We start from the raw sequence: 21,352 nt of genomic DNA on the forward strand, positions 1-21,352 counted from the left end.
CAGACGGTACAGGCTCTTGGTTCGGTGGATTTCCCCGAGTGTCGGAGAATCGCCGCCATGGAATTGCCGGATGGTCGAATGAATGCAGGGGCCGTGCCGATCCGGGCGGGTTTGGCCGGGATGAAAAAAAACTGGCGGATGGTCGTTCAAAATTTCACCAGTCCCGGTATGATCGCGCGCCCTGATGCATGCTGGTAAACCGTGATGATGAAGCCCAACCTGATCGCCGCCGCGGAGATCGACCGACTCGATACCTGGGCCAAATACTCCGCCCCGATGTGCGGTTCCTGCGTGTCGAGCTGCTGCACGCTACCGGTGGAGGTCAAGATCAAGGACCTGATCCGCATCGGCATCGTCGATGAGTTCGAACTGGGCGACCCGCCGAAGAACATCGCCAAGCGCCTGCAAAAGGAAGGGATCGTCGAGCGCTACAACCAGAAGTCGGAAATCTTCACGCTCCAGCGCATGAGCAACAACGATTGCCTTTATCTGGACCGCAAGAGCCGGTTGTGCACCATTTACGAGAAACGCCCGGACACCTGCCGCAACCATCCGCGGGTCGGGCCACGGCCGGGGTATTGTGCCTACAAGCCCAAGGAAGTGGAGCGCGAGCGCAATCTGCGGACGTTGGATAAATTCTGATCGGCAGCTGGTTCAGCGGTGCCTGAGCCGACGCCATCGCGAGCAAGCTCGCTCCCACAGGGGACTCCTGTCGGATACAACATCTGCATCCACTGCCAATCCACTGTGGGAGCGAGCTTGCTCGCGATAGGGCCCTGACAGCCGCCACATAACTTCCAGGCATAAAAAAACGCCCCCGATCTAACGACCGGGGGCGTTTTTTTAGCTGCTAACTAAGTCGAAACTCAGTTGCCGCTTTTCTTGGCAGCGCGGGTACGCTCGCTTTCGCCCAGGATCTTCTTGCGAAGACGGATGGACTTCGGCGTCACTTCGCACAGTTCGTCTTCCTGCACGAACTCCAGCGCTTGCTCCAGGGTGAACTTGACCGGCGGAACCAGGGCGATGGTTTCGTCTTTGCCCGAAGCACGCATGTTGTCGAGCTTCTTGCCTTTGGTTGGGTTCACGCCCAGGTCGTTGTCGCGGCTGTTCAGGCCGACGATTTGACCTTCGTAGATATCCTGGCCGTGCTCGACAAACAGCTTGCCGCGCGCTTGCAGGGTTTCCAGCGAGTAGGTCAGTGCCTTGCCGGTCGCAACCGATACCAGCACGCCGTTCTGACGGCCGGACATGTCACCGGACTTCATCACGTCGTAACGATCGAAGATCGAAGTCAGGATGCCGCCACCGGAGGTCAGGGTCAGGAACTCGTTACGGAAACCGATCAGGCCACGAGCCGGGATGTTGTACTCAAGGCGCACACGGCCCTTGCCATCCGGAACCATGTTGGTCAGGTCGCCTTTACGCAGGCCCATTTGCTCCATGATCGCGCCCTGGGATTCTTCCGGCAGGTCGATGGTCACGTTTTCGTACGGTTCGTGCTTGACGCCATCAACCATGCGGATGATCACTTCAGGACGGCCCACGCCCATTTCGAAGCCTTCGCGACGCATGGTTTCGATCAGTACCGAGAGGTGCAGCTCACCACGGCCGGAGACCTTGAACTTGTCAGCCGAGTCGCCTTCTTCAACGCGCAGTGCAACGTTGTAGAGCAGCTCTTTGTCCAGGCGTTCCTTGATGTTACGGCTGGTCACGAACTTGCCTTCTTTACCGCAGAATGGCGAGTCGTTGACCTGGAAGGTCATGGAAACGGTTGGCTCGTCGACGGTCAACGGCTTCATCGCTTCGACGTTCAGTGGGTCGCACAGGGTGTCGGAGATGAACAGTTGCTCGAAGCCGCTGATGCAGACGATGTCACCGGCCGCTGCTTCTTCAACGTCGATGCGGTGCAGGCCGTGGTGACCCATCAGCTTGAGGATACGACCGTTGCGCTTCTTGCCGTCGGCGTCGATGGCAACCACCGGGGTGTTCGGCTTGATGCGACCACGGGCGATACGGCCAACACCGATCACACCCAGGAAGCTGTTGTAGTCCAGTGCCGAGATCTGCATCTGGAACGGACCGTCACGGTCGACTTTCGGCGCCGGTACGTCGTCGACGATCGACTGGTACAGCGGGGTCATGTCTTCAGCCATGTTGGTGTGGTCCAGACCGGCAATACCGTTCAGGGCCGAGGCGTAGACGACTTTGAAGTCCAGCTGTTCTTCGGTGGCGCCCAGGTTGTCGAACAGGTCGAAGATCTGGTCCAGGACCCAGTCCGGACGCGCGCCTGGACGGTCAACCTTGTTGATCACCACGATCGGACGCAGGCCGGCTTCGAAAGCCTTCTTGGTCACGAAACGGGTTTGCGGCATAGGGCCGTCCTGGGCGTCAACCAGCAGCAGCACGGAGTCGACCATCGACATCACGCGCTCTACTTCACCACCGAAGTCGGCGTGGCCCGGGGTGTCCACGATGTTGATGTGGTAGCCATTCCAGTTGATGGCGGTGTTTTTCGCCAGGATGGTAATACCGCGCTCTTTTTCCTGGTCGTTGGAGTCCATCACGCGCTCGTCGTTGAGCTCGTTGCGCTCCAGGGTGCCGGATTGACGCAAGAGTTTGTCTACCAGGGTGGTCTTACCATGGTCAACGTGAGCAATGATGGCGATGTTGCGTAGATTTTCGATCACTTGTGTATCTCGATCAGAGGATTCGGTGTGCTGACAGGTCGTGGCAGCGATTTACGTTGAGTCCGACAAGGCCGTTACAGCCTGTCGGCGGCGTCGGGGGGCCGGTGACGCAGGCCACAGGCAAACAGCCCCGGGCACTTAGCTCGGTCGATAAACGCGCACATTGGCATGCCCCTCACTGAGCAAATGGTGGGCATGCAGGCGACTCATCACGCCTTTGTCGCAATACAGCAGGTACTGGCGAGTAGGGTCCAGTTCCTTGAAACGCGCGTTCACGGCATAGAACGGCATCGTTTTTACCTCGATGCCGGCGATGTCCAGCGGGTCGTCTTCAGCGTCGTCCGGGTGACGGATGTCGATGATGATCTGACCGGCCAGCGCTTCGCCGACTTCTTCAATCTGAATGTCCTGGCCCAACTCATCGATGACTCGATCGATCGGCACCAGCCTGGCGTTTTCGAGCGCACGCTCGAGCACCGCCATGTCGAATTCTTTCTCTTCGTGCTCCACCCGCCCGCGCTTGGCCGCCGTCTTCGGATTGACCGAGATGACGCCGCAGTACTCCGGCATGTGCCGGGCAAACTCGGCGGTGCCGATTTCATTGGCCTGGTCGATGATGTCCTGCTTGTGGCTGGCGATCAGTGGACGCAAGACCAGTTTCTCGGTCACGCAGTCGATCACCGACAGGTTCGGCAACGTCTGGCTCGACACCTGGGAAATCGCCTCGCCGGTCACCAGCGCATCGATCTGCAGGCGATCAGCAATTCGAGAAGCGGCGCGCAACATCATACGCTTCAAAATGACGCCCATATGACTGTTATCGACTTTGCCGAGAATCTCGCCCAGGACTTCTTCGAATGGCACGCTCACAAATAACACGCGTTGGGAGCTGCCGTACTTCTTCCAGATGAAGTGCGCCACTTCCATCACGCCCAGTTCGTGGGCACGTCCGCCGAGGTTGAAGAAGCAGAAATGGCTCATCAACCCGCGACGCATGATCTGGTAGGCGGCCACCGTGGAGTCGAAACCGCCGGACATCAGCACCAGGGTCTGCTCCAGCGAACCCAGCGGATAACCGCCGATGCTGTTGTGCTGGCTGTGGATCACGAACAGCCGTTGGTCGCGAATTTCGATGCGCACTTCGATCTGCGGATCTTTCAGCGAAATACCGGCCGCGCCGCACTGTCGGCGCAACTGGCTGCCGACGTACTTCTCCACATCCATCGAACTGAACGGGTGCTTGCCGGCACGCTTGCAGCGCACCGAAAAAATCTTGCCGGCCAGGGCATCACCATAATGGAGCATGCACTTGGCAAGGATGTCGTCGAAATCCCCCAGCGGGTATTCATCGACTTGCAGGAAATGCGCGATGCCCGGCATGCAGCTCAGGCGCTCGGTCATTTCCTTCAGGACCTTGGGTTCACTGACACGGGTTTCCAGCTCGAGGTTGTCCCACACGCCATTCACCACCACGGCCGGGTCCAGGTCTCGGAGCACGGCACGGATGTTCTTGGCCAACTGGCGGATGAAACGCATCCGTACCGGGCGGCTCTTGATGGTGATCTCGGGGAAGACTTTTACGATTAGTTTCATGAAAACAGCGCGCGAACGGCCAGCCGAAAAAGGGGGGCGCGGATTATAGCGGAAATTGCTCAAGGTTTAACCAGTTTATGTGCAGATGGTTTTGCATGCACCAAAACAGGTCATTATCGATTGACGGCGCCACATTGCAGTGCGTTATTGTCTGACAATCTTTGATTTACGCCTTTAAAAGCGTGGATTTGGTGCAAAAAACCCATGCTGGGGCACTGGCATGCAATTTGCTCCCTTGTGAGGCAGGTTGCCTTGGCAGAGTATTCGCGCCGGCATCACCCATATCTAAGGGCACTCCACTACCCGCCCGAAGCCACCCGGAGGACATATGTCGAAGTCGGTTCAACTCATCAAAGATCATGACGTCAAGTGGATTGATCTGCGCTTCACTGACACCAAAGGTACTCAACATCACGTGACCATGCCGGCCCGTGATGCGCTGGACGACGAATTCTTTGAAATCGGGAAAATGTTCGACGGTTCCTCCATCTCCGGCTGGAAAGGCATCGAAGCCTCCGACATGATCCTGATGCCGGACGACGAAACCGCCGTCCTGGACCCGTTCACCGAAGAGCCGACCCTGATCCTGGTCTGCGACATCATCGAACCTTCGACCATGCAAGGCTATGACCGCGACCCACGCGCCATCGCCCACCGCGCCGAGGAATACCTGAAGTCCACCGGTATCGGCGACACCGCTTTCTTCGGTCCTGAGCCTGAGTTCTTCATCTTCGACTCGGTCAAATTCAAGTCCGACATCTCCGGCTCCATGTTCAAGATCTTCTCCGAACAAGGTTCGTGGATGTCCGACCAGGACGTGGAAGGCGGCAACAAAGGTCACCGTCCAGGCATCAAGGGCGGCTACTTCCCGGTTCCACCGTTCGACCACGACCACGAAATCCGTACCTCCATGTGCAACGCACTGGAAGAGATGGGCCAGACCGTCGAAGTTCACCACCACGAAGTGGCAACTGCCGGCCAGAACGAAATCGGCGTGAAGTTCAACACGCTGGTCAAGAAGGCTGACGAAGTCCAGACCCTGAAGTACTGCGTACACAACGTTGCCGACGCCTACGGTCGCACCGCGACCTTCATGCCTAAGCCACTGTATGGCGACAACGGTTCGGGCATGCACGTTCACATGTCGATCTCCAAAGACGGCAAGAACACCTTCGCAGGCGAAGGCTATGCCGGCCTGTCGGACACCGCCCTGTACTTCATCGGCGGTATCATCAAGCACGGTAAGGCGTTGAACGGCTTCACCAACCCGTCGACCAACTCCTACAAGCGTCTGGTACCCGGCTTCGAAGCACCGGTCATGCTGGCCTACTCGGCTCGCAACCGTTCCGCCTCGATCCGTATTCCTTACGTGAACAGCCCTAAAGCCCGCCGTATCGAAGCGCGCTTCCCGGATCCGGCTGCCAACCCATACCTGGCCTTCGCTGCTCTGATGATGGCCGGCCTGGACGGTATCCAGAACAAGATCCACCCTGGCGATGCCGCTGACAAAAACCTGTATGACCTGCCGCCTGAAGAGGCCAAGGAAATCCCACAGGTTTGCGGCAGCCTGAAAGAAGCCCTGGAAGAGCTGGACAAGGGCCGTGCGTTCCTGACCAAGGGCGGCGTCTTCAGCGATGACTTCATCGACGCTTACATCGCACTGAAAAGCGAAGAAGAAATCAAGGTTCGCACCTTCGTACACCCACTGGAATACGAGCTGTACTACAGCTGCTGATCCAGTAAACGCCGCCACGCACGGCGTGAATAAAGAGAGGCCTCCTTCGGGAGGCCTTTTTTATGGGTGCAGGTTACGTGCATGATGCCTCGTCGCTCCCCCATAGAAGACGAGACTGCCCATGACTTTGCGCTTCAAGCTCTGCCTTGCCCTGTCTGCCGCACTGCTGGCCTCCACCGCCGAAGCCGCCTCGGCTCGCGCCCCCGAGGCCCTTACCCCGTTGCTTAACGCCATTGGCGAACGCCTGGCCCTTGGCGATCAAGTGGCGTTGAGCAAATGGGACAGCCACAAACCGGTAGAAGACCGTCAGCGCGAGCGTGAAGTCATTGCCGCCGCCGTCGCCCAGGCACCGGCCTACAAGCTGAGTGGCGAAACCGTGGAAGCGTTTTTCGCCGCCCAGATAGAAGCCAACAAAATGGTGCAGTACATCAACCTGTCCGACTGGGCCCTGGAAGGCAAGGCCCCGGACCTCCCACGCCCGGACCTGGTGGGAGAGATCCGCCCGCAACTCGATCGCCTGCAAAAACGCCTGCTGCAACAACTGGCCGACTTCGCCCCCTACCGCACAGACCCGCAGTGCCCGCAATGGCTGGCCCGGGCCACCCACCACAACAAGCAGCACCCGGTGCACCGCCTCGCCCTGATCCGAGCGACCGGTGAGCTGTGCATCTCCCCAAAAGCCTAAGACAGCCCTCCTCCCCCTGTGGGAGCGAGCCTGCTCGCGATGAAGCCTGCACATTCAACATCTCAGCGTCTGACACACTGCTTTCGCGAGCAAGCCCGCTCCCCCAGGGTTTGGGTGCAACAACTTGGGCCAACCATCCGCCCTGGCCTATGCTGCACCCATCACTTTTCGTTTTCGGTCGATTTTCCATGGGTCGTGGTTTTTCAATCATCCTGTTGTTGCTGCTGGCACTGCCCGCCGCCGCGCAGATCTACAAGTACACCGACGCCGACGGCAACACCGCCTACAGCAACCAGCCGCCCCAAGGCGTGCCGGCCCAGGCGGTGGAGTTGCCGCCGCTCAACAGCATCGAACGCCAAACCCCGGCCAGCCCGAAAACACCGCCAGCCCCCGCCAACAGCGACGAGCCGCGCAATGCCTACGAGATATTGGAACTGACGGACATCCCCACCGACGAGGCCCTGCGCGCCAACAATGGCACCTTCACCGTTGGCGTCCGGGCGCAACCACGCCTGCAGAGCCCGCATCTGTTCCGGCTGTTGCTGGACGGCCAACCCTACGGCCAGGCGTCCAACGTGCCGCGCCTGCAATTGGTGAATATCGATCGGGGCGAGCACAGCCTGGCGGTTCAAGTCATCGACGGGGACAATCTCGTGCAACAGAGTGAAACCGTGACGTTCACCGTGCAGCGGGTGCACCAGCCGTGATCCGCTGGCTGATCGCCCTAGGCCTTTCGCTGGCCGCGCTGCCGGGCATGGCACAGGTCTATACCTACATCGACGCCCAGGGCAATCGCGTCTTCACCGATCAACCGCGCCCCGGCAATGCGAAGAAGGTACAGCTGCCCCCCGCCAACCGCCTGCCAACGCCGCCCGCCAGCACAAACCCTCCGCCCGCGGCAGAAGTCCCGTCCAAGCCACTGTTCCATTACGAAATGCTCCGGCTGCTGATCCCGGAGCCGGACGCGACGATACGCAGCACCGCAGGCGAACTGATCGTCAGCGTCACCAGCGAACCCGGCCTGAAAAAAGGCCACCGCTATCGCTTGTTGCTCGACGGCCAGCCAACAGGCGCGCCGGGGCCAAGCCCGGTGTTTGCCTTGAGCAACATCGATCGAGGCACCCATCAACTGGCGGTAGAAATCCTCGATGAGCAGGACCACATCGTCGAACGCACCGCCAACCAGCCCTTCCATATGCAACGCATGTCCCTGGCGCAAAAGCGCCGCATCAAACCCTGCGCCACGGCCGATTACGGTCAACGCCCCGAGTGCCCCCTCGCCGAAAAGCCTGAAGAAGAAAAAAGCAGCATCTTGCCGTTCTTCTGATGCCGTTCAGGTTGGCGCACTATATTGGTGCAAACACTTGCACGCTACTCAGTTTCCAAACCCATTTTGGTTCGAAAGTACCCGAAAAAGCTGGCAGAACGCCACGCAACTGGGCGAAAAACACCCTTTTGAGGCTCTAAACGCTTCTTTTCGGAGCCTTGGTTTGGTTTTTGCATTTTCCTTTGTAACAGCGCATTAATCGCGCGCGCAATTTGGGACCGGTCCCGAGTTGCTACGCTCCAAAAGAGGTCCTGATGACCATTAGCGACGCACTACACCGCTTGCTGCTCGACAACCTCACCACCGCGACCATCCTGCTCGACGCCGAACTGCGCCTCGAGTACATGAACCCGGCGGCCGAGATGCTCCTGGCCGTCAGTGGCCAGCGCAGCCACGGGCAGTTCATCAGCGAGTTGTTCACCGAGTCCGCCGAAGCGCTCAACTCCTTGCGCCAGGCGGTGGAACAGGCCCATCCGTTCACCAAGCGCGAAGCGATGCTCACCGCGCTGACCGGCCAGACCCTGACCGTGGACTACGCGGTTACGCCGATCCTGAACAATGGCGCCACCCTGCTCTTGCTGGAAGTCCACCCGCGTGATCGCTTGCTGCGTATCACCAAGGAAGAAGCACAATTGTCCAAGCAGGAAACCAGCAAGATGCTGGTGCGCGGCCTGGCCCACGAGATCAAGAACCCCCTCGGCGGGATTCGTGGCGCGGCGCAGTTGCTCGCCCGCGAACTGCCGGAAGAAAGCCTCAAGGACTACACCAACGTCATCATCGAAGAAGCCGACCGCCTGCGGAACCTGGTGGACCGCATGCTCGGCTCGAACAAGCTGCCATCGCTGGCGATGTGCAACGTCCATGAGGTGCTGGAGCGGGTCAGCAGCCTGGTGGAAGCCGAAAGCCAGGGCTGCATCACCTTGGTGCGCGACTATGACCCGAGCATTCCCGACGTCTTGATCGACCGCGAGCAAATGATCCAGGCAGTGCTGAACATCGTGCGCAATGCGATGCAGGCCATCAGCAGCCAGAACGAGCTGCGCCTGGGCCGCATCAGCCTGCGTACCCGGGCCATGCGCCAGTTCACCATCGGTCATGTGCGCCATCGCCTGGTGACCAAGATCGAAATCATCGACAACGGCCCGGGCATCCCTGCCGAGCTGCAGGAAACCATCTTTTTTCCCATGGTCAGCGGCCGTCCGGACGGTACCGGGCTGGGCCTGGCCATTACCCAGAACATCATCAGTCAGCATCAGGGCTTGATCGAGTGTGAAAGCCACCCCGGCCACACCACCTTCTCGATCTTCCTGCCACTGGAACAAGGAGCCACATCGACATGAGCCGTAGTGAAACCGTGTGGATCGTCGATGACGACCGTTCTATCCGTTGGGTCCTGGAAAAAGCCTTGCAACAGGAAGGCATGACCACCCAGAGCTTCGACAGCGCCGATGGGGTGATGAGCCGCCTGGCGCGTCAGCAACCGGACGTCATCATCTCCGACATCCGCATGCCTGGCGCCAGCGGCCTGGACCTGCTGGCGCGGATTCGCGAACAGCATCCACGGCTGCCGGTGATCATCATGACCGCCCATTCCGACCTGGACAGCGCCGTGGCGTCCTACCAGGGCGGCGCTTTCGAATACCTGCCCAAACCATTCGACGTCGATGAAGCCGTGTCGCTGGTCAAACGCGCCAATCAACATGCCCAGGAACAACAGGGCATGGAAGAGGTGCCGGCCCTGGCCCGCACACCGGAAATCATCGGTGAAGCGCCGGCGATGCAGGAAGTGTTTCGCGCCATCGGGCGCCTGAGCCACTCCAACATCACCGTGCTGATCAACGGCGAGTCGGGCACCGGTAAAGAACTGGTGGCCCACGCCTTGCACCGTCACAGTCCACGAGCGGCATCGCCGTTCATCGCGCTGAACATGGCGGCGATTCCCAAGGACCTGATGGAGTCCGAGCTGTTCGGCCACGAAAAAGGTGCGTTCACCGGCGCGGCCAACCTGCGGCGCGGGCGCTTCGAGCAAGCTGACGGCGGCACGTTGTTCCTCGATGAAATCGGCGACATGCCTGCGGACACCCAGACCCGCTTGCTGCGCGTGCTGGCCGATGGCGAGTTCTATCGGGTGGGCGGGCATACGCCGGTCAAGGTGGACGTGCGCATCATCGCCGCGACCCACCAGAACCTGGAAACCCTGGTTCATGCCGGCAAATTCCGTGAGGACTTGTTCCACCGCCTGAACGTGATCCGCATTCATATCCCGCGCCTGGCGGATCGTCGCGAAGACATCCCGACCCTGGCCAGGCACTTCCTCAGCCGCGCGGCCCAGGAATTGGCGGTCGAGCCAAAGCTGCTCAAGAGCGAAACCGAGGAATACCTCAAGAACTTGCCGTGGCCGGGCAACGTGCGTCAGTTGGAGAACACCTGCCGCTGGATCACGGTGATGGCTTCGGGTCGCGAAGTGCACATCAGCGACCTGCCGCCAGAGCTGTTGAGCCTGCCGCAGGATTCGGCTCCAGTGACCAACTGGGAGCAAGCCCTGCGCCAGTGGGCCGACCAGGCCCTGTCCCGTGGCCAGTCGAGCCTGCTGGACAGCGCGGTGCCGAGTTTCGAGCGGATCATGATCGAGACCGCCCTCAAGCACACCGCTGGCCGCCGCCGCGACGCCGCGGTGCTGCTGGGTTGGGGCCGCAATACCTTGACCCGCAAGATCAAGGAATTGGGGATGAAGGTCGATGGCGGGGATGATGATGACGGGGATGAGGGCTGAAAGGCCTTAGTTCTTCGCTGATCAGTAGGGCCAATCGCGAGCAAGCTCGCTCCCACAGGGGAAACAATTCCTGTGGGAGCGAGTTTGCTCGCGATGCTTTTAAAGGCTTCATGCACCGCATCAATGCACTGCGAACCGCAATGGCACATGCACCACCGGCCAAAACCAATCGGCCCAGCTCGAAAAAAACCGCACAAACAAGACAAAAGCCCCGGAATACGGGGCTTCTCGACTCAGCAGCAGTTTTTTTGTGACAAGCCATTTAAAACTGGCACGCCCCCTGCAATAGCTCAATCACTACCCAGTTTCGGGGACCTTGGTACAGGCAGGCCGGGGATTCCCCATTTTATACCGGGCTCATCGAGCCCACTGTTTTGGGGGCCTTGATACAGGCAGGTCAAGGTTTCCCTTCTTTACACCAGGGCTGGACCTTCGCGGTAAGCCCTCCCGTTTTGGGGACCTTGGTACAGGCAGGCCGGGGATTCCCTCTTTTATTGCTCCTGGAGACGGACCTCCAGCCGCCAGCGGTCATCGACCTCGCTGCCGGTCCACGCCCCGCGTAATGGACGCGCCGCCACCAACGTCAGCAACAACCCCTTGTCACTCAACCGCACCCGCCAGTTCACGTCCTTGCCGTTGAGCTTTAACTGGCCGTTCTGCGATCGCCCTTCTGCTTCGAACAACAGCGCCACCGAGCCGTCGATGACTTCCCCGTGCAGCTTGGGTTCAGTGTTGAACCAAGCCACCACCCCACCGTCTATCACCTCGACCTGCTGCAGCACGCTCGGTTCAGGCGTGGTCAGGCGTCCGATCATCAATCCGACCATCATGCCGAAGATCGCCAACGAACCCATCACCCGAGGCATTAGCTTCGAACGTCGGTCGGTTTGCAGCGTAGAATGCCGCTCATCTTCATCTGCGGAGCCGTGCATGTTTCACGTCATCCTTTTTCAACCGGAAATTCCGCCGAATACCGGCAATGTCATCAGGCTGTGCGCCAACAGCGGCTGCCACCTGCATTTGATCGAACCGCTGGGCTTCGAGATGGACGACAAGCGCCTGCGCCGTGCCGGCCTCGACTACCACGAGTATGCCACCTTGCAGCGCCATGCAGACCTCGCCAGTTGTCTGGAAAGCCTCGGGCATCCGCGCCTGTTCGCCTTTACCACCAAGGGTTCGCGGCCGTTCCATGACGCCCGCTTCGTCGCCGGTGATGCGTTCCTGTTCGGCCCGGAAAGCCGTGGCCTGCCGGCCGAGGTGCTGGACGCCTTGCCCGCCGACCAGCGCTTGCGCCTGCCAATGCGCGAAGGCTGTCGCAGCCTGAACCTGTCCAATACCGTGGCAGTGGCGGTTTATGAGGCGTGGCGGCAGAACGGCTTTCAATAACACCTGATAACAAATGTGGGAGCGGGCTTGCTCGCGAATAGGGAGAGTCAGTTGACATCAATGTCGCCTGACACACCGCTTTCGCGGGCAAGCCCGCTCCCACAGGGTTTGCGTCGAATTACTGAACGGTCGCGCCGCCTTCTTGCTGCATGCGCTGCAGTTCTTGCGCGTACAGGGCATCGAAGTTCACCGGAGCCAGCATCAGGGCCGGGAACGAACCGCGGGTCACCAGGCTGTCCAGGGTTTCGCGGGCGTAGGGGAACAGGATGTTCGGGCAGAACGCACCCAGGGTATGACTCATCGAAGCCGCATCCAGGTTCTTGATCAGGAAGATCCCGGCCTGCTGCACTTCGGCGATGAACGCCACTTCTTCACCGTTCTTCACGGTCACCGACAGGGTCAGCACCACTTCATGGAAGTCGTCTTCCAGGGCCTTCTGGCGGGTGTTCAGGTCCAGGCCGACGCTCGGCTCCCACTGCTGGCGAAAGATCGCCGGGCTTTTCGGGGCCTCGAAGGACAGGTCACGGACATAAATGCGCTGCAAGGAGAATTGCGGTGCGGCTTCTTCTTCGCTGGCAGCTGTGTTCTGTTGGTCAGTCATCGCAGATCCTTCTTACTTTCAGGTTCTTGAGTGGGAAATTCAGGCCTTGAGCATCGCGTCGAGCTTGCCGGCGCGCTCCAGGGCGAACAGATCATCGCAGCCGCCCACGTGGGTGCTGCCGATCCAGATCTGCGGCACGGAGGTGCGTCCGGCCTTTTGGGTCATTTCGGCGCGCAGTTGCGGCTTGCCGTCGACCTTGATCTCTTCGAAAGCCACGCCTTTGTTCTGGAGCAGGTACTTGGCTCGAGAGCAATAGGGGCAGTAATCGCTGGAATAGACAACGACGTGGGCCATCTCACTTCACCAGGGGCAGGTTGTCGGCTTTCCAGCTCGTAACGCCACCGGAGAGCTTGGCGGCGGTGAAACCGGATTTCATCAACTCGCGGGCAAGGGTACCGGCGTGCTGGCCTTGGGCATCCACCAGGATCAGCGTCTTGGCCTTGTGCTTTTCCAGTTCGCCGATGCGCGCGATCAGTTTGTCCTGGGGAATGTTCAATGCCCCGACAATGTGACCGGCGGCGTAATCCTTGCTCGGGCGGATGTCCACCACCACACCGGCATCCTTGTTGACCAGCGCCGTCAGCTCGCCGGTGCTCAGGCTACGACCGCCACCCTGCATCGTATGGGCGACCAGCAACGCCAGCAGTACGACGAAGATACCGACGAGAATGTAGTGGTTAGTGGCAAATTCAATCAGGTGAGCAACCATCGAAGGAGGTTCCAGGGCGTTAAAATGTCGGCCAGTATACACAGCACGCAAGGCCGGCCAAACCCCGCCCGGCGGTGACGCCGTCGGAACTTACCTTTAAACTGCCCGTCCCTTTTCCATCGTCTTCTTTTAACCCGCCACGAGTGGATTCCATGACTACCACGCCTAAACCTTTGGTCCTGATGATTCTCGACGGCTTCGGTCACAGTGACAGCCACGAATCCAATGCCGTGTATTCGGCCAACAAGCCCGTGCTGGACCGCCTGTGGGCCACCGTGCCGAACGGCCTGATTTCCGGCAGCGGCATGGACGTCGGCCTGCCGGACGGGCAGATGGGCAACTCCGAAGTCGGCCACATGAACCTCGGCGCAGGCCGCGTGGTGTATCAGGACTTCACCCGTGTGACCAAATCGATCCGCGACGGTGAGTTCTTCGAAAACCCGACCATCTGCGCCGCCGTGGATAAAGCCGTGGCCGCCGGCAAGGCCGTGCACTTCATGGGCCTGCTGTCCGACGGTGGCGTGCACAGCCATCAGGACCACCTGATCGCCATGGCCGAACTGGCCTTCAAGCGCGGCGCCGAGCAGATCTACCTGCACGCGTTCCTCGATGGCCGCGACACCCCGCCGAAAAGCGCCACCTCGTCGATCGAACTGCTGGACGCCACCTTCCAGGCCCTCGGCAAGGGGCGCATCGCCAGCCTCATTGGCCGCTATTACGCCATGGACCGTGACAACCGTTGGGACCGTGTGTCCCAGGCCTACAACCTGATCGTCGACGGCAGCGCCGAATTCAACGCCGCCACCGCCCAGGAAGGCCTGCAGGCCGCCTACGAGCGCGGCGAAAGCGACGAGTTCGTCAAGGCCACCACCATTGGCGAACCGGTCAAGGTCGAGGACGGCGATGCCGTGGTGTTCATGAACTTCCGCGCCGACCGTGCTCGCGAACTGACCCGCGTGTTTGTCGAAGACGATTTCAAGGAATTCGAACGCGCCCGCCAGCCGAAACTGGCCGGTTTCGTCATGCTGACCCAATACGCCGCCAGCATCCCCGCACCATCGGCCTTCGCCGCCGGCAGCCTGGAAAACGTGCTGGGTGACTACCTGGCGAAAAACGGCAAGACCCAACTGCGCATCGCCGAGACCGAAAAGTACGCCCACGTGACGTTCTTTTTCTCCGGCGGCCGCGAAGAACCCTTCCCGGGCGAAGAACGCATCCTGATCCCCTCGCCGAAAGTCGCCACCTACGACCTGCAACCGGAGATGAGCGCGCCGGAAGTGACCGACCGCATCGTCGAGGCCATTGAAAACCAGCGTTACGACGTGATCGTGGTCAACTACGCCAACGGCGACATGGTCGGCCACAGCGGCGTGTTCGAGGCGGCGGTCAAGGCCGTGGAATGCCTGGACACCTGCGTTGGCCGCATCGTCGAAGCCCTGGAAAAGGTCGGCGGCGAAGCATTGATCACGGCTGACCACGGCAACGTCGAGCAGATGTCCGACGAATCCACCGGCCAGGCCCACACCGCTCACACCACCGAGCCGGTGCCGTTCATTTATGTCGGCAAGCGTGACTTCAAGGTCCGCGAGGGCGGCGTGCTGGCTGATGTGGCGCCAACCATGCTGATGTTGCTGGGCATGGAAAAGCCGGCGGAGATGACCGGGACTTCGATTCTGGTTTGATTCAACACAACCCCCTTGTGGGGCTTGGTGCTCCTCACTTAAGGAAGTAGATGAACCTGTGGCGAGGGGATTTATCCCCGCTGGGGCGCGAAGCGCCCCCAAAACCCGAGCATGCGGTGTGTCAGATGGGTTGGGAGGGACTGCTTCGCAGTCCAACGGGGATAAATCCCCTCGCCACAATGAATCGGGCAATCCTTAAGTAAGCATTGCGCCCCCACAGAGGGGTTTGCAGTGTTTTTCAGGCCAGTTATCACACAGCCCCAAATGGGCGTTTTTTTTGCAGCGTGGGGCGGGCATACTAGGCCGTCCCTTTCCCTGGTGTCGCCCGCCTCTATGCTTCGCGTCCTGATAGCCCTCGCTCTGACTTGCCTGCTCCAACCGGCCTTTGCCGACGAGCGCGCGCAAACCCAACAACAGTTGGAAGCCACGCGCCAGGACATTGCCGAGCTGAAAAAACTGCTGGGCAAGTTGCAGGAAGAGAAATCCAGCGTGCAGAAAGACCTGCGCGGCACCGAAACCGAGATGGGCAATCTGGAGAAACAGGTCGACGCGCTGCAAAAAGAGCTGAAGAAAAGCGAATCCGAGCTGCAACGACTCGATGGAGAGAAAAAAAAACTCCAGAGCGCGCGCACTGAACAGCAAAAGCTGATCGCCATCCAGGCCCGGGCCGCCTACCAGAACGGTCGCCAGGAATACCTCAAGCTGCTGCTCAACCAGCAGAATCCCGAGAAGTTCGCCCGCACCCTCACCTATTACGATTACCTGAGCCAGGCCCGCCTGGAACAACTCAAGAACTTCAACGAAACCCTGCGCCAACTGGCCAATGTCGAAAAAGACATCGAATTGCAGCAAGCCCAGTTGTTGGTGCAGAAAAGCAGCCTCGACACCCAGCGCGAAGAACTCGAGAAAGTTCGCAAGGAACGCCAGGTGGCCCTGGCCAAGCTCAATGAAGACGTGAAAGCCCGCGACAGCAAGCTCAAGGCCCGCGAGCAGGACCAGGCCGAGCTGGCAAACGTGTTGAAAACTATCGAGCAAACCCTGGCCCGCCAGGCCCGAGAGGCAGAAGAAGCGCGCCAGAAAGCGCTGATCGCCCAGCAGGAAGCCGAAAAAAAGCGTTTGCGTGAAGCCCAGGCCGACGCAGACGCCGGCGACGCACCGCGCAAACCGGCAAAATCCAGCCCCGGCGCACTGGTTTCCAGTGACGGCGAAACCTTTGGCGGCGCTTTTGCTTCAGCCCGAGGCAAACTTCCATGGCCGGTCAATGGTCGATTACTAGCGCGCTTCGGTGAAACCCGTGGCGACGACACCCGCACCAAGTGGGACGGCGTGATGATCAGCGCCTCCGCTGGCAGCCAGGTGCATGCGGTTCATGGCGGGCGCGTGGTATTCGCCGACTGGCTACGCGGCGCCGGCCTGCTGGTGATCCTGGATCACGGCAACGGTTATTTGAGCCTGTACGGCCACAACCAGACGCTGCTCAAGTCGGCGGGGGATGTGGTCAAGGCCGGTGAGTCCATCTCCACGGTCGGCAACAGTGGCGGGCAGGATACGCCAGCACTGTATTTCGCTATTCGTCAGCAGGGTCGCCCCAGTGACCCGGCCCAATGGTGTCGTGCGCAAGGATAAGCGCGCCCATCCTATTAAGGAGTTCGTTCGACATGCTGCATTTGTCCCGCCTTACCTCGCTGGCCCTGACGATCGCCCTGGTGATCGGCGCGCCCCTGGCTTTCGCCGCCGAACCGGCCCCGTCGGCACCCGCCGCCACAGCCGCGACTACCAAGGCCCCGCTGCCGCTGGACGAACTGCGCACCTTTGCCGAGGTCATGGACCGGATCAAGGCCGCCTACGTGGAACCTGTGGATGACAAGATGCTGCTGGAGAACGCCATCAAAGGCATGCTCAGCAACCTTGACCCGCACTCGGCCTACCTGGGGCCGGACGACTTTGCCGAACTGCAGGAAAGCACCAGCGGCGAATTCGGCGGCCTGGGCATCGAGGTCGGCAGCGAAGACGGTTTCGTCAAAGTGGTTTCGCCGATCGACGACACGCCCGCTTCCAAGGCCGGCATCCAGGCCGGCGACTTCATCGTCAAGATCAATGGCCAGCCAACGCGCGGCCAGAGCATGACCGAAGCCGTGGACAAGATGCGCGGCAAGATCGGCCAGAAGATCACCCTGACCCTGGTGCGCGACGGCGGTACGCCATTCGACGTGACCCTGACCCGTGCGGTCATCCAGGTCAAAAGCGTGAAGAGCCAACTGCTGGAGTCGGGCTACGGCTACATCCGCATCACCCAGTTCCAGGTCAAGACCGGCGAAGAAGTCGCCAAGGCCCTGGCCAAGATGCGCAAGGACAACGGCAAGAAGCTCAACGGCCTGGTCCTGGACCTGCGCAACAACCCCGGCGGCGTGCTGCAATCGGCGGTGGAAGTGGTGGACCACTTCATCACCAAGGGCCTGATCGTCTACACCAAGGGGCGTATCGCCAATTCCGAGCTGCGCTTCTCGGCCACCGGCAACGACCTGAGCGAAGCCGTGCCATTGGTGGTGCTGATCAACGGCGGCAGCGCCTCGGCCTCGGAAATCGTCGCCGGCGCCCTGCAGGATCAGAAGCGTGGCGTGGTCATGGGCACCACCAGTTTCGGCAAAGGCTCGGTACAGACCGTATTGCCGCTGAACAACGACCGCGCCCTGAAGATCACCACCGCGCTGTACTTCACGCCCAACGGTCGCTCGATCCAGGCCCAGGGTATCGTTCCGGACATCGAGGTGCGCAAGGCCAAGATCACCAACGAGCAGGACAGCGAATACTTCAAGGAAGCCGACCTGCAAGGCCACCTGGGCAATGGCAACGGCGGCGCCGACAAACCGACCGGTTCCGGTGGCAAGGCCAAGCCAATGCCGCAGGATGACGACTATCAGTTGGCCCAGGCCTTGAGCCTGCTCAAAGGGTTGAACATCACGTCCGGCCGCTGAGATGGGCCTGCGCTTCACCTTCGTCCTGCTGTGCCTGCTAGCGGGAGCCGTTAACGCGGCGCCCGCCACGCCTTCTTCGCCGCACAAGGCCTACCTGAGCCTGATCATCGACGACCTGGGGCAAAACCTGCCCCGGGATCGCCGGGTACTGGCCCTCCCCGGCCCGGTCACCACCGCGATCATGCCTGACACGCCCCACGCCGCCGAATTCGCCCGCGAAGCCCATCGCGCCGGCAAACTGGTCATGCTGCACATGCCCATGGACCCGGCCACCGGGCCGTTCGCCTGGCATCCGGAGCTGCCCATCGAAGAACTGGGCAAGCGCCTCGACGCCGCGTTCGCTGCCGTGCCTTATACCAGCGGGATCAACAATCACATGGGCAGCCGCATGACTGCCCAGCCCCAGGCCATGGCGTGGCTGATGGCGAACTTGCAGCAGCGACACAAGTTTTTCGTCGACAGCCGCACCAGCGCCCAGACAGTCGCCGCCGCCGAGGCCCAGAAGATCGGCCTCGCCAGTGTCTCGCGGGACGTGTTCCTGGACGACGAGCGCACCGAAGCGGCCATTGCCCGCCAGCTCCAGACCGCCATCGATTTGGCCCGCCGGCAAGGCTCGGCCGTAATGATCGGGCACCCCTACCCACAGACCCTGGCAGTGCTCGAACGCGAACTACCCAAGCTCAAGGCCCAGGGCATCGAGTGGATCGACATCAAGTCGATGATCAGCCTGCGCAGCAATCGGGCGATGGTCGGGCATGGGAAGGATGGGGTTTATCGGTAGCGGCTGGGCTCTATCTCAAACCGCGTCGCCTTCATCGCGAGCAGGCTCGCGATGGCGGCAATGCGGCGGGTACAGCCCTTAGAGATACCGCGCCATGATCGCGTCCACTTCACCTTCCTTGCGCAATTCATCCAGGGCCTTTTGAAGCCGGGCAACCACATCGTCAGGCACGTCCTTGTTCAAGGCCAGGTACAACTCGGCACTGTTGAATCGCAGCACGGTCTTGAGATCGGTCACCCCTTCCTGACGCGCCAGATAACGCCCGGCAGGATCTCCTGTGGCCCACAGATCGATCTGGCCGTTGACCAGTTTCCGGGCGTTGTCCTGATCGCGCAACACGACCATCGGCTTCAGTCCCTGCTTGGCCAGCGTCTCGGCAATCGCGTCGCCCTTGTAGGCACCGATCTTGTACTGACGCGCCTGCTCCAACGAGTCGAGAGCGATCTTGCTGTCGGCCTTGGCGAGCATGATCCAGTCGTCCGGACCGATGGGGCCGACCCATTTGAAAAGCTTTTCACGCTCCGGCAACCGCGCCATGACAAACACACCGTAACCCGGATTTTCCAGGGCAAGTTTGTAGATGCGCTCCCAAGGGAAACGTAGCGTCAGACTGTAGGAGATATCGGCACGTTTGAATATTTCACGGACGACGTCCACGGCAATGCCATGGATGTTCTCGTCCTGGGCGAAGTTCTTGCCGTTCTTGGCCATGTTGTACGGTGGGAAGTTTTCCGTCAGCAACACCAGCGATGTATCAGCGGCGCGGACGGTACCTGCGAGCAACAGCGTGGCACCGGCAAAGGCAAGAACGAGGCGTTTGAGCATGTCGGGCTACCGCAATCCATGGTGTGCCCAAGAGTGCCTTGGGCCCGCCATGGTGTCCAGCGATCAGCGAATGCAGATACCGCGATGCGCCATGTAGGCCTTGGCTTCCGGCACGGTGTACTCGCCAAAGTGGAAAATGCTCGCCGCCAGCACCGCGCTGGCATGGCCCTCCAGGATGCCGTCGGCCAGGTGTTGCAGGTTGCCGACACCGCCGGAGGCGATGACCGGAATGCCCAGGGCATCGCTGATGGCGCGGGTGACGCCCAGGTCGAAGCCGTTTTTCATGCCGTCCTGGTCCATGCTGGTCAGCAGGATTTCACCGGCGCCCAGGCCTTCCATCTTCTTCGCCCACTCCACGGCATCGAGGCCCGTGGGCTTGCGGCCGCCGTGGGTGAAGATTTCCCAGCGCGGGGTTTCGCCCGGGCCGGAGACCTTCTTCGCGTCGATGGCGACGACGATGCATTGCGAGCCGAAGTGCTGGGCCGCTTCGCCGACGAATTCCGGGTTGAACACCGCCGCGGTGTTGATAGACACCTTGTCGGCACCGGCATTGAGCAGGTTGCGGATGTCCTGCACGGTGCGCACGCCACCGCCCACGGTCAGCGGGATGAACACCTGGCTGGCCATGCGCTCGACGGTATGGAGCGTGGTATCGCGGCCATCGACGCTGGCTGTGATGTCGAGGAAGGTGATCTCGTCCGCACCCTGTTCGTCGTAGCGACGGGCGATTTCCACCGGGTCGCCGGCATCACGGATGTTCTCGAACTTGACGCCCTTGACCACCCGGCCGTTGTCCACGTCCAGGCAAGGGATGATGCGTTTGGCCAGCGCCATGATGAGTCCTCAGCCTTTGTAGGAATCGCAGAAGGCCTGGGCCTCGGCGACGTCCAGGGTGCCTTCGTAGATCGCGCGACCGGTGATCGCACCTATGATGCCCGGCGCCTTGGCGTCGAGCAGTGCCTTGATGTCACCCAGGTTGTGGATGCCACCGGAGGCGATCACCGGAATCCTGGTGGCGGCAGCCAGAGCGGCGGTGAACGGGACATTGCAGCCCTGCATCATGCCGTCTTTGGCGATGTCGGTGTAGACAATGGCAGACACGCCATCGGCCTCGAAACGCTTGGCCAGGTCGATCACCTGCACGGTGCTGACTTCAGCCCAGCCGTCGGTGGCGACGAAACCGTCTTTTGCGTCGAGGCCAACGATAACCTTGCCCGGGAAGGCGCGGCAGGCTTCGGCGACGAACTCAGGCTCCTTCACCGCCTTGGTGCCGATGATCACGTAGCTCACGCCGGCCTTGACGTAGTGCTCGATGGTTTCCAGCGAGCGAATGCCACCGCCGATCTGGATCGGCAGGTTCGGATAACGCTTGGCGATGGCCGTGACCACTTCACCGTTGACCGGCTGCCCTTCGAAGGCGCCATTGAGGTCGACCAGATGCAGGCGACGGCAGCCGCCCTCCACCCACTTGGCGGCCATGCTCACCGGGTCATCGGAAAACACCGTGGAGTCTTCCATGCGGCCCTGACGCAGACGTACGCAAGCGCCGTCCTTGAGATCGATAGCGGGGATAATCAGCATCTGGCAAACCTT

General features: G+C 60.8%; 22 protein-coding genes. 13 read left to right on the forward strand and 9 right to left on the reverse strand.

Annotation, left to right across the window (positions count from 1 at the left end):
- The first annotated feature begins 57 nt into the window (after positions 1-57).
- Together BM300_RS31050 and BM300_RS12470 are read left to right on the forward strand one after the other, a co-directional pair.
- Positions 58-198 (forward strand): hypothetical protein, encoded by a 141-nt coding sequence (locus tag BM300_RS31050; protein ID WP_155767778.1) that lies wholly within the window; start codon positions 58-60, stop codon positions 196-198.
- 6 nt (positions 199-204) lie between these two features.
- The gene (locus tag BM300_RS12470) at positions 205-642 is read left to right on the forward strand and encodes a YkgJ family cysteine cluster protein (RefSeq protein ID WP_092146462.1); all 438 of its coding nucleotides are present in this window, start codon (positions 205-207) and stop codon (positions 640-642) included.
- Between the two features lie 224 nt (positions 643-866).
- On the opposite strand, the gene typA is transcribed toward BM300_RS12470, so the two are convergent.
- Together typA and thiI are read right to left on the reverse strand one after the other, a co-directional pair.
- Complete coding sequence (typA, locus tag BM300_RS12475; protein WP_047226918.1) at positions 867-2,687, reverse strand: translational GTPase TypA; 1,821 nt, start codon at positions 2,685-2,687, stop codon at positions 867-869.
- A 138-nt stretch (positions 2,688-2,825) separates the two neighbouring features.
- A complete protein-coding gene (thiI, locus tag BM300_RS12480; RefSeq protein ID WP_092146464.1) occupies positions 2,826-4,280 on the reverse strand; it encodes a tRNA uracil 4-sulfurtransferase ThiI in 1,455 nt (484 codons plus the stop codon).
- A gap of 328 nt (positions 4,281-4,608) precedes the next feature.
- Here thiI and glnA point away from each other — a divergent pair, with 328 nt between their 5' ends.
- The 6 genes from glnA (at position 4,609) to ntrC (ending at position 10,800) form a co-directional block, all read left to right on the forward strand.
- Positions 4,609-6,015, forward strand: coding sequence for a type I glutamate--ammonia ligase (gene glnA, locus BM300_RS12490; RefSeq protein ID WP_003196860.1), 1,407 nt, complete (start codon positions 4,609-4,611; stop codon positions 6,013-6,015).
- Positions 6,016-6,136: 121 nt separating this feature from the next.
- The gene (locus tag BM300_RS12495; RefSeq protein ID WP_092146466.1) at positions 6,137-6,700 is read left to right on the forward strand and encodes a chorismate mutase; all 564 of its coding nucleotides are present in this window, start codon (positions 6,137-6,139) and stop codon (positions 6,698-6,700) included.
- Positions 6,701-6,888: 188 nt separating this feature from the next.
- A complete protein-coding gene (locus tag BM300_RS12500) occupies positions 6,889-7,407 on the forward strand; it encodes a DUF4124 domain-containing protein (protein ID WP_092146468.1) in 519 nt (172 codons plus the stop codon).
- Positions 7,404-8,027, forward strand: coding sequence for a DUF4124 domain-containing protein (locus tag BM300_RS12505; RefSeq protein WP_092146470.1), 624 nt, complete (start codon positions 7,404-7,406; stop codon positions 8,025-8,027). The genes BM300_RS12500 and BM300_RS12505 overlap by 4 nt, the downstream gene beginning before the upstream one ends.
- A 254-nt stretch (positions 8,028-8,281) precedes the next feature.
- Positions 8,282-9,367, forward strand: coding sequence for a nitrogen regulation protein NR(II) (gene glnL, locus BM300_RS12510; protein WP_053117539.1), 1,086 nt, complete (start codon positions 8,282-8,284; stop codon positions 9,365-9,367).
- Positions 9,364-10,800 (forward strand): nitrogen regulation protein NR(I), encoded by a 1,437-nt coding sequence (gene ntrC, locus BM300_RS12515; protein WP_013692071.1) that lies wholly within the window; start codon positions 9,364-9,366, stop codon positions 10,798-10,800. The genes glnL and ntrC overlap by 4 nt, the downstream gene beginning before the upstream one ends.
- Before the next feature lie 491 nt (positions 10,801-11,291).
- Here the strand turns inward: ntrC and BM300_RS12520 are convergent, their stop codons facing one another.
- Positions 11,292-11,732 (reverse strand): hypothetical protein, encoded by a 441-nt coding sequence (locus tag BM300_RS12520; protein WP_086936680.1) that lies wholly within the window; start codon positions 11,730-11,732, stop codon positions 11,292-11,294.
- Here BM300_RS12520 and trmL point away from each other — a divergent pair.
- The gene (gene trmL, locus BM300_RS12525) at positions 11,731-12,186 is read left to right on the forward strand and encodes a tRNA (uridine(34)/cytosine(34)/5-carboxymethylaminomethyluridine(34)-2'-O)-methyltransferase TrmL (RefSeq protein ID WP_092463019.1); all 456 of its coding nucleotides are present in this window, start codon (positions 11,731-11,733) and stop codon (positions 12,184-12,186) included. The two genes, BM300_RS12520 and trmL, sit on opposite strands and share 2 nt — an antisense overlap.
- A gap of 118 nt (positions 12,187-12,304) precedes the next feature.
- On the opposite strand, the gene secB is transcribed toward trmL, so the two are convergent.
- From secB to BM300_RS12540, 3 genes are read right to left on the reverse strand one after another with little or no spacing between them, the layout of a single operon-like run.
- On the reverse strand, positions 12,305-12,787 hold the full coding sequence (gene secB, locus BM300_RS12530) for a protein-export chaperone SecB (RefSeq protein ID WP_063323358.1): 483 nt from the start codon (positions 12,785-12,787) through the stop codon (positions 12,305-12,307).
- 39 nt (positions 12,788-12,826) lie between these two features.
- Positions 12,827-13,081, reverse strand: coding sequence for a glutaredoxin 3 (gene grxC / locus BM300_RS12535; RefSeq protein ID WP_063323359.1), 255 nt, complete (start codon positions 13,079-13,081; stop codon positions 12,827-12,829).
- A 1-nt stretch (position 13,082) separates the two neighbouring features.
- Positions 13,083-13,496: a rhodanese-like domain-containing protein gene (locus tag BM300_RS12540; protein ID WP_092146476.1), complete on the reverse strand. Its 414-nt coding sequence runs from the start codon at positions 13,494-13,496 to the stop codon at positions 13,083-13,085.
- A gap of 152 nt (positions 13,497-13,648) precedes the next feature.
- Here BM300_RS12540 and gpmI point away from each other — a divergent pair, with 152 nt between their 5' ends.
- The 4 genes from gpmI to BM300_RS12560 all read left to right on the forward strand — a co-directional run bounded on the left by gpmI (position 13,649) and on the right by BM300_RS12560 (position 18,934).
- Complete coding sequence (gene gpmI / locus BM300_RS12545) at positions 13,649-15,178, forward strand: 2,3-bisphosphoglycerate-independent phosphoglycerate mutase (RefSeq protein ID WP_092146478.1); 1,530 nt, start codon at positions 13,649-13,651, stop codon at positions 15,176-15,178.
- A 333-nt stretch (positions 15,179-15,511) separates the two neighbouring features.
- The gene (locus BM300_RS12550; protein ID WP_092345424.1) at positions 15,512-16,804 is read left to right on the forward strand and encodes a murein hydrolase activator EnvC family protein; all 1,293 of its coding nucleotides are present in this window, start codon (positions 15,512-15,514) and stop codon (positions 16,802-16,804) included.
- A gap of 32 nt (positions 16,805-16,836) precedes the next feature.
- Complete coding sequence (locus BM300_RS12555) at positions 16,837-18,153, forward strand: S41 family peptidase (protein ID WP_063323363.1); 1,317 nt, start codon at positions 16,837-16,839, stop codon at positions 18,151-18,153.
- 1 nt (position 18,154) lies between these two features.
- Complete coding sequence (locus BM300_RS12560; protein ID WP_092146482.1) at positions 18,155-18,934, forward strand: divergent polysaccharide deacetylase family protein; 780 nt, start codon at positions 18,155-18,157, stop codon at positions 18,932-18,934.
- 78 nt (positions 18,935-19,012) lie between these two features.
- Here BM300_RS12560 and BM300_RS12565 read toward each other — a convergent pair whose 3' ends face one another.
- The 3 genes from BM300_RS12565 to hisA all read right to left on the reverse strand — a co-directional run bounded on the left by BM300_RS12565 (position 19,013) and on the right by hisA (position 21,340).
- Positions 19,013-19,759, reverse strand: coding sequence for a substrate-binding periplasmic protein (locus BM300_RS12565; protein ID WP_092146484.1), 747 nt, complete (start codon positions 19,757-19,759; stop codon positions 19,013-19,015).
- 63 nt (positions 19,760-19,822) lie between these two features.
- On the reverse strand, positions 19,823-20,593 hold the full coding sequence (gene hisF / locus BM300_RS12570; RefSeq protein WP_003196830.1) for an imidazole glycerol phosphate synthase subunit HisF: 771 nt from the start codon (positions 20,591-20,593) through the stop codon (positions 19,823-19,825).
- Positions 20,594-20,602: 9 nt separating this feature from the next.
- Positions 20,603-21,340, reverse strand: coding sequence for a 1-(5-phosphoribosyl)-5-[(5-phosphoribosylamino)methylideneamino]imidazole-4-carboxamide isomerase (gene hisA, locus BM300_RS12575; protein WP_063323366.1), 738 nt, complete (start codon positions 21,338-21,340; stop codon positions 20,603-20,605).
- Between the last annotated feature and the right edge of the window lie 12 nt (positions 21,341-21,352).

Source organism: Pseudomonas sp. NFACC46-3, assembly GCF_900114515.1.
Taxonomy (GTDB): domain Bacteria; phylum Pseudomonadota; class Gammaproteobacteria; order Pseudomonadales; family Pseudomonadaceae; genus Aquipseudomonas; species Aquipseudomonas fluorescens_Q.

What these genes read in the sequence shown, in the direction of transcription:
- grxC (WP_063323359.1), bottom strand. Translation starts at nt 13,081, where the DNA reads ATGGCCCACGTCGTTGTCTATTCCAGCGATTACTGCCCCTATTGCTCT.
- hisF (WP_003196830.1), bottom strand. Translation starts at nt 20,593, where the DNA reads ATGGCGCTGGCCAAACGCATCATCCCTTGCCTGGACGTGGACAACGGC.
- BM300_RS31050 (WP_155767778.1), top strand. Translation starts at nt 58, where the DNA reads ATGGAATTGCCGGATGGTCGAATGAATGCAGGGGCCGTGCCGATCCGG.
- BM300_RS12495 (WP_092146466.1), top strand. Translation starts at nt 6,137, where the DNA reads ATGACTTTGCGCTTCAAGCTCTGCCTTGCCCTGTCTGCCGCACTGCTG.
- hisA (WP_063323366.1), bottom strand. Translation starts at nt 21,340, where the DNA reads ATGCTGATTATCCCCGCTATCGATCTCAAGGACGGCGCTTGCGTACGT.
- BM300_RS12560 (WP_092146482.1), top strand. Translation starts at nt 18,155, where the DNA reads ATGGGCCTGCGCTTCACCTTCGTCCTGCTGTGCCTGCTAGCGGGAGCC.
- BM300_RS12550 (WP_092345424.1), top strand. Translation starts at nt 15,512, where the DNA reads ATGCTTCGCGTCCTGATAGCCCTCGCTCTGACTTGCCTGCTCCAACCG.
- BM300_RS12520 (WP_086936680.1), bottom strand. Translation starts at nt 11,732, where the DNA reads ATGCACGGCTCCGCAGATGAAGATGAGCGGCATTCTACGCTGCAAACC.
- BM300_RS12565 (WP_092146484.1), bottom strand. Translation starts at nt 19,759, where the DNA reads ATGCTCAAACGCCTCGTTCTTGCCTTTGCCGGTGCCACGCTGTTGCTC.
- glnA (WP_003196860.1), top strand. Translation starts at nt 4,609, where the DNA reads ATGTCGAAGTCGGTTCAACTCATCAAAGATCATGACGTCAAGTGGATT.
- gpmI (WP_092146478.1), top strand. Translation starts at nt 13,649, where the DNA reads ATGACTACCACGCCTAAACCTTTGGTCCTGATGATTCTCGACGGCTTC.
- glnL (WP_053117539.1), top strand. Translation starts at nt 8,282, where the DNA reads ATGACCATTAGCGACGCACTACACCGCTTGCTGCTCGACAACCTCACC.
- BM300_RS12555 (WP_063323363.1), top strand. Translation starts at nt 16,837, where the DNA reads ATGCTGCATTTGTCCCGCCTTACCTCGCTGGCCCTGACGATCGCCCTG.
- secB (WP_063323358.1), bottom strand. Translation starts at nt 12,787, where the DNA reads ATGACTGACCAACAGAACACAGCTGCCAGCGAAGAAGAAGCCGCACCG.
- thiI (WP_092146464.1), bottom strand. Translation starts at nt 4,280, where the DNA reads ATGAAACTAATCGTAAAAGTCTTCCCCGAGATCACCATCAAGAGCCGC.
- BM300_RS12540 (WP_092146476.1), bottom strand. Translation starts at nt 13,496, where the DNA reads ATGGTTGCTCACCTGATTGAATTTGCCACTAACCACTACATTCTCGTC.
- trmL (WP_092463019.1), top strand. Translation starts at nt 11,731, where the DNA reads ATGTTTCACGTCATCCTTTTTCAACCGGAAATTCCGCCGAATACCGGC.
- ntrC (WP_013692071.1), top strand. Translation starts at nt 9,364, where the DNA reads ATGAGCCGTAGTGAAACCGTGTGGATCGTCGATGACGACCGTTCTATC.
- BM300_RS12470 (WP_092146462.1), top strand. Translation starts at nt 205, where the DNA reads ATGATGAAGCCCAACCTGATCGCCGCCGCGGAGATCGACCGACTCGAT.
- BM300_RS12500 (WP_092146468.1), top strand. Translation starts at nt 6,889, where the DNA reads ATGGGTCGTGGTTTTTCAATCATCCTGTTGTTGCTGCTGGCACTGCCC.